Source organism: uncultured Maritalea sp. (assembly GCF_937139385.1).
GTDB classification, from domain to species: domain Bacteria; phylum Pseudomonadota; class Alphaproteobacteria; order Rhizobiales; family Devosiaceae; genus Maritalea; species Maritalea porphyrae_A.
This window is the reverse complement of sequence record NZ_CAKZPW010000095.1, coordinates 1-4071: the sequence shown is the minus strand read 5'-3', so window position 1 is coordinate 4071 and position 4071 is coordinate 1. Positions and strand designations below refer to the sequence as shown.

At 50.9% G+C, this 4071-nt stretch carries 3 protein-coding genes; 1 reads left to right on the top strand and 2 read right to left on the bottom strand.

The window, feature by feature from the left end; all coding sequences use genetic code 11:
* Positions 1-838: HRDC domain-containing protein (locus tag Q0231_RS03910; RefSeq protein WP_299345343.1), on the top strand; the 838-nt coding region annotated here is incomplete at its 5' end.
* On the opposite strand, the gene Q0231_RS03905 is transcribed toward Q0231_RS03910, so the two are convergent.
* Both Q0231_RS03905 and Q0231_RS03900 read right to left on the bottom strand, forming a co-directional pair.
* Positions 839-2383, bottom strand: a complete 1545-nt coding sequence (locus Q0231_RS03905; protein WP_299345340.1) for a Ppx/GppA phosphatase family protein — start codon at positions 2381-2383, stop codon at positions 839-841.
* A partial coding sequence (locus Q0231_RS03900; protein WP_299345337.1) for an RNA degradosome polyphosphate kinase occupies positions 2380-4071 on the bottom strand: 1692 nt, incomplete at its 5' end. The genes Q0231_RS03905 and Q0231_RS03900, both read right to left, overlap by 4 nt.

The window sequence follows — 4071 nt, the reverse complement described above, 5'->3', positions numbered from 1 at the left end:
TGGCCTTGGGGATTCGATTTCTTACGATAATCTTGTGCAGCGCATCACCAAGCAACACATTGATAAATCAAGCCAGTTTACCGACTGGACGCGGCGTCCACTGAGCGACAAGCAACTCACCTATGCCATTGGTGACGTCACTCACTTGCGCGATTGCTACTTGCACATAGCCAATTTGCTCGAAGAAAAAGACCGCCGCCCGTGGATTGAAGCAGAACTTAACGCTTTGATGGACAAAGAGAACTATCTCGTGAAGCCCGAGGAAGCGTGGAAAAGATTGAAAATGAAAGTCAATCGGCCACGCGATTTGGCCATGATGATTGAACTAGCCGCATGGCGCGAACGCAAAGCGCAACAACAAGATGTACCGCGCGGCCGCGTGGTCAAAGACGATGCCATTTACGAGTTAGCGCAACAACAACCGAACTCGGCCAAAGCATTTGACCGCCTACGCTCCTTTTCAAAAGGATTTGGCCGGTCATCATCAGCGGAAGAAATCATCAAAATAGTAACGCGCGTTCAAGCAATTGACAAAGATGACTTGCCCAAAGTGCCGCGCAAGCCTAATGGCCCGTCGCCCAAAGGGGCAATCGGCGATCTGCTGCGCGTTTTGCTTAAGGCGGTCAGCGAAAACCAAGGGGTGGCCCCACGCATTATCGCCTCGAGCGACGATATCGATCAAATTGTTTTAGACGACAACGCTTTAGTCCCCGCGTTGGCAGGCTGGCGGCGCGACGTGTTTGGAGATCTTGCCTTATCGATCAAAAATGGAAAAATGGCTCTGGGCGCAACACCCGATGGCATTGTGCCAATTGAAGTTGATGTACAGGCTGAATAGCTAACGCACGATCACTTCAGCTTCTAGTTCAAGAAACGCTGCCAATTGGTTTAAACGCCTCAGCATTTTCTCAGCGGCTAACACTTCATAGCCCGCTGGCAAAAGTAGTTGCAGCTTGTCCCCAACGCGCTCCCATTCAACAAGTGGCAGCACGTTGGGCATAGCAGCGGACAACAAATAAGCGACACGAAAGAGCGCCCCCAACGTGTCTGCATGACGGGCAGATTTTTGCGAGCACATTTCAAATAGATCATCATTATCAAGGTGCTTACGCTTAAGTCCTAAATATCGCACTGCTAAACACCGCGCCAAATGGGCCCGCCCTGTGTGGTCAATCCCTACAAATGAACCGTAAGCTACTGCATCAACAGCCTGCACACCTCGATAGTCGGGGTGCCCGCGCCACGAAATGTCTGACAAATAGCACGCAGCATAACGCAACTGTTGCAACACCTGATTTTCATCATAGTTCATTGCGGCAACAAACCGATTTGTGAATTCAATCAGCTCATGCGCATGAGACGGCGAGCGAGACCGCAAAATTGACAACTCTTCGCACGCTTGTAAAAGCGGATCGACTTCTTGTTCAGCGCTATCTAGTTGACCGAACAAATAACCTTCGCGCACGCCGAGCGCTGAGAATTTGACTGTCTTAAACTTGCCAACTTCCAGCACCGCGTTTAATGCGGCGGCGCCAAAGCTGAGCAAGTCCTTGCGATTACTGGAAAGCCGTTGTGCCGCTTCGGGCCACTCGCCCTTATCCGCCAGTTCAATGATTTGGCTGCACATGTCGATCATTTTATCAGCATCAACGCGATAGCCCTGCACCATCGATAGGGGATATGCAGTCTGGATCTGGTGAACTTTTGCCAAGGCCCGCCATGTGCCGCCAATAGCCACAAACTCTGAATGCTGAACCCGTTCCATTATTGGGGAACTCGCTAGCGTTTTACGGGCAATCTTATAAGCTTTGCTGGCGCTGCGTTCGCTATCATCTTGCAGCCGAATAGCCCCCAAGGGATGGGTTTCCCCATCTCCGGGCAACACACCATCCAAGATCGCCAATTCAAGGCTGCCGCCACCAAAATCGCCCAACATGCCTTGCTGTTGCGGCATGCCCGCGATCGTACCAAGCGCCGCAAAATAGGCTTCTTCCTCACCTGTAAGGATGCGTACGTTGGTGTTCATTATCTCTTCAACACCAGCAATAAACATCGCGCCATTGCTGGCGTCGCGCGTGGCAGCTGTCGCTAAAATGTGCAAATCGCCAACTTTGGTGAGCTGACACACAAGTGCAAAGCGCCGCATGGCGATCAAAGCACGCTCAACGCTCTCTTCGGCCAACGCACCAGTTTGCCCGACACCCCGACCCAACCCGCACGCAACTTTTTCATTATAGATTGGCGTGAGAGCGCGGATATGACGTTCATAAATGACCAAACGAACGGAGTTCGACCCAATATCAAGCACTGCAATTGGCTGCCCTTCGCTAATGCGACCCTGGGCAGTTGGTGATTTTAGTGACTTAACAAATGAACGGATCAATCCTCATCCTCTTCAACAAGCCCCTCGCTTGCCGAAGCACTACCGCGGCCAGACATGCTTGGGTTGGTCATAAAATAATCTTGCGCATTAAACACGACCTCCCCTTCTTGTGGCTCGATTCGCCGCGAAGTGCCATCGGGAAGCACCTCCCAGCTTTGCTGATTATCATTTATGTTCGCCACCATGATCCGATCAAGCACCTGTTTTTGAACGGTCTTATTGAACAAAGGCACCAAAACCTCCACGCGCCCATCAAGATTTCGTGGCATCAGGTCAGCGGAAGAAATATAGACCGCAGCCTTGCGCGAAGGCATTTCGTGTCCCTGCCCAAAACAAAAGATACGCGAGTGCTCCAAGAACCGACCAACAATGCTCTTCACCCGAATATTGTCCGAAAAACCTGGAATACCGGGGCGCAAACAGCAGATGCCACGCACCACCAGATCAACCTGCACGCCAGCCTGAGAGGCACGATAAAGCGCATCAATAACCTTTGGATCGACCAAAGAGTTCATCTTAAACCAAATACTCGCAGGCTCCCCGGCTTCGGCGTGTTCAATTTCTTTATCAATATGTTGCAGCAAAGTACTGCGCAGCGCCATTGGCGAAACCGAAATGCACTCAAGTGCTGTAGGCCGTGCGTATCCAGTAATATAATTGAACACCCGTGCCACATCCCGCGTGATTGATGGGTTCGTGGTGAAGTAACTCAGGTCAGTGTAAATCTTGGCGGTAATCGGGTGGTAGTTGCCAGTACCAATATGGCAATAGGAAACCAATTTCCCTTTTTTCTCGCGGCGCACCACTTGGCCCAATTTTGCGTGGGTCTTCCACTCAATAAAACCAAATACTACTTGCACGCCAGCCCGCTCTAAATCGCGCGCCCAGCGGATATTTGCTTCTTCGTCGAACCGCGCTTTTAGCTCCACCAATGCCGTAACGGATTTACCCGCTTCCGCCGCCTGAATAAGCGCTTTAACAATTGGAGAGTCATTGGACGTGCGGTAAAGCGTCTGCTTGATCGCGACCACATCAGGATCGCTCGCCGCCTGCATCAAAAATTGTGCAACAATATCAAAGCTTTCATAAGGGTGGTGAACAACTATGTCTTTTTGTTTGATCGCCGCAAAACAATCACCCTGATGGTCACGAACATGTTCTGGGAATCGCGCATTGAACGGCTTGAACTTCAAATCCGAACGATCAACGCTACAAATGCTCGATGCATCCGAAAGAGCCAAAAAGCCCTCAACCTCAAATGTATCTTCTTGGCCCACGTGCAATTCATCGGCGATCCGCTTGCGCAATTTGCGCGGCATAGATCTATCAATCTCTAGCCGGATCACTTGCCCACGGCGCCGTTGACGCAATGCGGATTCAAACTCCACCACCAAGTCAGCCGCTTCGTCATCAATCTCCATTTCGCTGTCGCGAATAACCCGAAATGCACCGGCACCTACAACCTCATGCCCCGGGAACATGCCTTCAAAAAACAAATTGATCAGCGTTTCAATGGTGACCATTTCAATACGTTTGCCCTTGGTCAACTCGTCGGGCAAAAACACAAATCTCTCCACATTGTTCGGCACACGAACAAGCGCGGTCAACGTGTCATCTTCGTCCGGGCGCTTAAGCTCAAACGCCAAAGAAAAACCAAGGTTAGGAATAAATGGAAACGGATGCGCTGG